Genomic DNA, 4,987 nt, shown 5'->3' on the forward strand with positions numbered 1-4,987 from the left:
TAGCGGACCGGCCGGGCTCCTCACCACGGAACGTTGCGGCGGCGGCGCCGGGTGGGTCAAGGGGAGGTGGCCGCGGCGCGGGTGGAGAGGTCCAAGGCCGGGATCAGGCCCGGGGCGAACATGGCCAGGACCGCCAGCAAGGCGATCACCGTGAAGAGGCCGCGCAGCACGAAGATCTCGCCCGGACCGCCGGCCCGCACCGCGATGCCGTCGGGTACGCCGATCATCCGCCACATGCGCCGGCCCATCGGGACCGGCCACAGCAGCGGCACCCCGCTCCGGGTGATCATGTCGCCGAACAGATGCACCACGCACCCGACGCCCACCGCCGTGCCCAGCAGCGGGAAGCCCCGATCGGCCGGCAGGTGCGAGGCCGCCAGGGCCGCCACCCCGCCCGCCGTCAAGGTCACGATCAGCCATCCGGCCCGCTCCGCCCACCGGTCGAACAGACCGCGCAACGCCAGCCCGGCCATGAAGAACAGGACCCCGAGGACCGCCCACTTCCCGTACGCGGCGCAGAGCGTCGTCGTGCCCCAGCCGACCAGGCCGGCGAACACCAGCGTGTGGGTGAAGGTCCGGTGTCCGTTGGTGCGGCGCGGGTCCCGGGGCAGCCGGGTGACCGAGTAGATGCCCAGTGACACCTTCTCGATCACCTCGGCGATGAACAGCGAGAACACCCCGAAGGTCCGGGCCACCGTCGCGCCGCCCTCGTTGCGGGTGACCTTGCCGGACAGGTCGAGATCGGGCAGCAGGGCCGCGCCCGCGCACACCGTCGCACCGATGGTCACCGCTAGCGGGCTCTGCTCGTACCCCGCGAAGTGATCCAAGGCCCAGCTCCCCGCGAGCCAGACCGACGCGCCCGACAGTGCGTGTGACGGACCCATCATGGCGCCAGCGTCGCAGAGCGACGCCAGGCGATCAAAGACCCGACTGTCCGAAGGGGACTACGGCGCGTTCCACGGTGCGACGTCCTGCCGCCGGTGGTGATAGTGGTGGTGCCGGGGGCCGCGGTGCCGCGCGAACGCCATGAACAGGAAGAACAGCGGGAAGATCGGCCAGAAGAAGTGTGCCCCGGAGAGCAGCCAGAGGCCGGTCAGCAGCGCCGTCACGAAGATCAGGAATCCGCCCGCCGAGCGGCGTTCCCGGCGTGTCGCGGCGACCGCCTGCGGCGTGTCGGCCAGCGCACGGCGGCCGTTGTCGGGCAGGTCGGCGGTGAGCGGCAGCAGCTCGTCGCGGTAGGTGGTGCCGTAGCAGGCGGCCAGCCGCTCCTCGCCCTCCGCGAGGTTGAGCCGGCCCTCGGTCATCGCGGCGCGCAGGATGGTCGCGACCTGCTCGCGCTCGCTGTCGGACGTGCGGATCCGGTGCGGCCCGGAACGGGTGGCGTCGGTAGTCATGGCTCAAGGGTCGCGAAGATGGCCGTCCGCCGCGTCGGCCCGCGGACGCAACTCGATCGCTCCGATCGGAGCAGGCGCCGCGCCCGCACTACTCCCGGCGGCCTATTCAAGATCAACGACATACCCCCAGGGGAGTACGCGTCACCGCGTCGCCATGGTGATGCCCGGCGGTCGCGGCGTGCCGTACGTTCGGTATGTGGACGAGGCGGCCTGGCATTCTTCGCCGGGGCAATCAGGGCAATCAGGGCAATGGCAATCAGCGCATTGGCGCGATCGCCGCCCGCACGGGGGAGGCCCTCCGATCGGCGCGGCGATCGGCGCCGGGCTGTTCCATGTCTTCGGCGCCCGGGACGCGGCCGCCGACGGTCTCCTCTACCACCGGATGGACGTCCTCGTCTACGCGCTGCTGCTGGCCGGGCCGCTGGCGTTGTGCTGGCGGCGCCGCGCCCCGATCCCCGTCCTGGTCGTCGCGACCGCTGCGTCGCTCGCGTTCGCCACCCTTGCCGCGCCGCGCTGGATGTTCATGGTCGCCCCGATCGTCGCCCTCTTCGGGGCGGTCAAGAAGGGCCGGGCGCGCGCCGCCCTCGGGGTGGTGGCGGCCGGCTATGTCGCGTACCCGCTGCTGACGGTCGTGCTCGCCGACCGCCTCGAGGTGAACGCCGGAGCGCAACCCGGCCTGCGCGAGCTCCTGGTGCTGGCCGGCACGCTGGCGGTGACGATGTTCCTCGGCCGCGCCGCCAAGGCGCAGGCCGAGCACATGGCCGAGGCGATGAAGACCCGCGCGGAACGTGCGAAGGCCAAGGAGGAGCAGGAGCGTCGGCAGGCCTCCGAGGAGCGACTGCGGATGGCCCGGGAGCTGCACGACGTGCTCGGGCACCACCTGTCGCTGATCAACGTGCAGGCGGGCGTCGGGCTGCACCTGATGGACAACCGGCCGGAGCAGGCGCGGGAGGCGCTCACCGCGATCAAGACGGCGAGCTCCGAGGCACTGCGTGAGGTGCGGGCGGTGCTGGGGGTGCTGCGCCCGGAGGAGGAGGTCGCGCCCCGGCAGCCGGCTCTGGGCCTGGACCGGCTCGACGAGCTGACCGAAAGCGCCGGGCTGCCGGTGACCACGACCATCTCGGGGGCGTCGCGGCCGCTGCCCGCCGAGGTGGACCGGGCCGCGTACCGGATCGTGCAGGAAGCCCTGACCAACGTGCGCAAGCACGCCGCCGCGGACGCCAAGGCCGAGGTGACCGTGTCCTTCTCGCCGGGTTCGCTGGATCTGTCGGTCCGCAACGACGGCCTTGCGCCCGAGATGGGTGACGGCAGCGGGATCACCGGCATGCGGGCCCGCGCCGAAACGCTGGGCGGGAGCCTGCAGGCGGGACCACTGCCCGGAGGCGGCTTCCTGGTCACCGCCTCACTGCCGACCTCGGGGGACGCGAAGTGATCACTGTGCTGCTCGCCGACGACCAGGCCCTGGTCCGGGCCGGCTTTCGCGCGCTGCTCAACGCCGAGCCGGACATCGAGGTGGTCGGTGAGGCCGCGGACGGGGTCGAGGCGGTGCGGCTGGCGCAGCTGACCACACCCGACGTCGTGCTGATGGACATCCGGATGCCCGGCGTGGACGGCCTCGAGGCGACCCGCCGGATCGCCGCCGACCCCGCGCTGTCCGGGACGAGGGTGGTCATCCTGACGACCTTCGAGCTGGACGAGTACGTGTTCGAGGCGCTGCGCACCGGCGCGTCCGGCTTCCTGGTCAAGGACACCGAGCCGGTCGAGCTGCTGCGGGGCGTGCGGGCGGTGGCGGCCGGGGATGCGCTGCTCTCGCCGAGCGTGACCCGGCGGGTGATCGGTGAGTTCGCGACGCCGGGCGGCCGGGTGCACGCCGGTGTGCCGCCGGCCGAGCTGGCCCAGCTGACCGACCGGGAGCGCGAGGTGATGGTGCTGGTCGGCGAGGGGTTGTCCAACGACGAGATCGCGGCCCGGCTGGTGATCAGCCCGGCGACGGCGAAGACGCATGTCAGCCGGGCGATGGTCAAGCTGGGTGCGCGGGATCGCGCGCAACTGGTCGTGTACGCGTACGAGGCGGGTCTGATCCGCCCCGGCTGGCTGAATTGATTTCCGCGAGTTGTCGATTTCGCGATCCCGCCGGCGTCATGCTCCCGAAGTGATCGAAACGAAGGGACCACGACCATGCAATATGCACTTCTGATCTATGGCGACGAGAAGCGCTGGCAGTCCCGGACCGACGCCGAGATGGCGGAGAACCACGTCCGGCACCAGAGGTTCATGCAGTTGCTCCAGCAGCGGGACGCGATGCGCGGCGGGGCGGAGCTCGAGTACGCCTCGTCCGCGGCGACCACCGTCCGTGACACTGGTGGTGACGTCACGGTCACGGACGGTCCGTTCGCCGAGGCGGCCGAGCAGCTCGGCGGGTTCTACCTGGTGGAGGCGGCCGACCTGGACGACGCGATCTCGCTGGCCAAGGCACTGCCCGAGGGGATCGTCGAGATACGCCCGATCGTGCCGGCGCGCGGATGATCATGGATGTGGTGGAGCAGGCGTACCGCGATCATTGGGCGCGCCTGCTCGCCCTCCTCGTCACCCGGCTGCGTCGCTTCGACGTCGCCGAGGACAGCCTGCAGGACGCCTTCGTCGCGGCGGCCCGGTCCTGGCCGGCGGACGGGGTGCCGGCCAACCCGGCGGCCTGGCTGATGACCGCCGCCCACCGGCGCGCGCTCGACCGGCTGCGGCGGGAGACCCGCGACCGCGACCGGTTGCCGCTGCTGATCACCGACGATCGGCCCGGTGAGCCCGATCTCGACGAGATCACCGACGAGCGGCTGCGGATGCTGTTCGCCTGCTGTCACCCCGCGCTGGCGCCCGAGGGCCGGGCGGCGATGATGCTGCGCTTCGTCGGCGGCCTCACCACCGCCGAGATCGCCCGGCTCTTCCTGGTCTCCGAGTCGACCATGGCGGCCCGGCTGACCCGGGCCAAGCGCAAGATGGCGCTCGCCGGCATCCCGCTGCGCGAACCGTCCGCGGCCGACCTCCCGGAGCGGATCGATGTCCTGCTCAAGGTCGTCTATCTGCTCTTCACCGAGGGGTACCGGGCGACCGAGGGCTCCTCACTGGTCCGCGACCGCCTGGCGTCGGAGGCGATCCGGCTGGGATACGTGCTCGGCGAGCTGCTGCCGGGGGAGGAGCGGATCATCGCCTTGCTTGCGCTGATGATCCTCCAGCACTCGCGCCGGGATGCGCGGATCGACGGCGAGGGCGCGCTGGTGCTGTTGCCGGACCAGGATCGGGACCGCTGGCACCACGACGAGATCGCGCAGGCGCTCGATCTGCTTCACTTTGTGCGCACGCCCAATGAATACGCTCTGCAAGCGTGGATCGCGGCGGAACACGCGACCGCGGCGGCGCCGGACTGGCCGAAAATAGCCCGGCTCTACGCCGATCTCGAGATCCTCACCCCCTCTCCGATCGTCCGGCTCAACCGCGCGGTGGCCGTCGCGGAGGCCGGCTCGCCGGAGGCGGCGTGGGCACTACTTCAGGGCCTGGACTCGGAGTTACCCGCAAATCACCTGCTCTCCGCGACACGCGGA

6 protein-coding genes are annotated in these 4,987 nt (G+C 71.8%); 4 read left to right on the forward strand and 2 right to left on the reverse strand.

Features of this window, described 5'->3' with window-relative positions:
• Nucleotides 1-56 precede the first annotated feature (56 nt).
• Together AB0M20_RS26935 and AB0M20_RS26940 are read right to left on the reverse strand one after the other, a co-directional pair.
• On the reverse strand, nucleotides 57-887 hold the full coding sequence (locus AB0M20_RS26935) for a metal-dependent hydrolase (protein ID WP_364302810.1): 831 nt from the start codon (nucleotides 885-887) through the stop codon (nucleotides 57-59).
• Nucleotides 888-944: 57 nt separating this feature from the next.
• Entirely contained in the window at nucleotides 945-1,394 is a 450-nt protein-coding gene (locus AB0M20_RS26940; RefSeq protein ID WP_364302812.1) for a DUF1707 domain-containing protein, read from the reverse strand.
• 178 nt (nucleotides 1,395-1,572) lie between these two features.
• Here AB0M20_RS26940 and AB0M20_RS26945 point away from each other — a divergent pair, with 178 nt between their 5' ends.
• The 4 genes from AB0M20_RS26945 to AB0M20_RS26960 form a co-directional block, all read left to right on the forward strand.
• Nucleotides 1,573-2,826: a sensor histidine kinase gene (locus AB0M20_RS26945; protein WP_364302814.1), complete on the forward strand. Its 1,254-nt coding sequence runs from the start codon at nucleotides 1,573-1,575 to the stop codon at nucleotides 2,824-2,826.
• On the forward strand, nucleotides 2,823-3,497 hold the full coding sequence (locus AB0M20_RS26950) for a response regulator transcription factor (RefSeq protein ID WP_364302816.1): 675 nt from the start codon (nucleotides 2,823-2,825) through the stop codon (nucleotides 3,495-3,497). Before AB0M20_RS26945 ends, AB0M20_RS26950 begins: the two co-directional genes overlap by 4 nt.
• 75 nt (nucleotides 3,498-3,572) lie before the next feature.
• Entirely contained in the window at nucleotides 3,573-3,920 is a 348-nt protein-coding gene (locus AB0M20_RS26955) for a YciI family protein (RefSeq protein WP_364302818.1), read from the forward strand.
• A 2-nt stretch (nucleotides 3,921-3,922) separates the two neighbouring features.
• Nucleotides 3,923-4,987: sigma-70 family RNA polymerase sigma factor (locus AB0M20_RS26960; RefSeq protein WP_364302820.1), on the forward strand; the 1,065-nt coding region annotated here is incomplete at its 3' end.

This window comes from Actinoplanes sp. NPDC051633, from assembly GCF_040681735.1.
Classification (GTDB): domain Bacteria; phylum Actinomycetota; class Actinomycetes; order Mycobacteriales; family Micromonosporaceae; genus Actinoplanes.

Coding starts and splice junctions, on each gene's coding strand:
- AB0M20_RS26935 (WP_364302810.1), bottom strand. CDS start 887: ATGATGGGTCCGTCACACGCACTGTCGGGCGCGTCGGTCTGGCTCGCG.
- AB0M20_RS26955 (WP_364302818.1), top strand. CDS start 3,573: ATGCAATATGCACTTCTGATCTATGGCGACGAGAAGCGCTGGCAGTCC.
- AB0M20_RS26940 (WP_364302812.1), bottom strand. CDS start 1,394: ATGACTACCGACGCCACCCGTTCCGGGCCGCACCGGATCCGCACGTCC.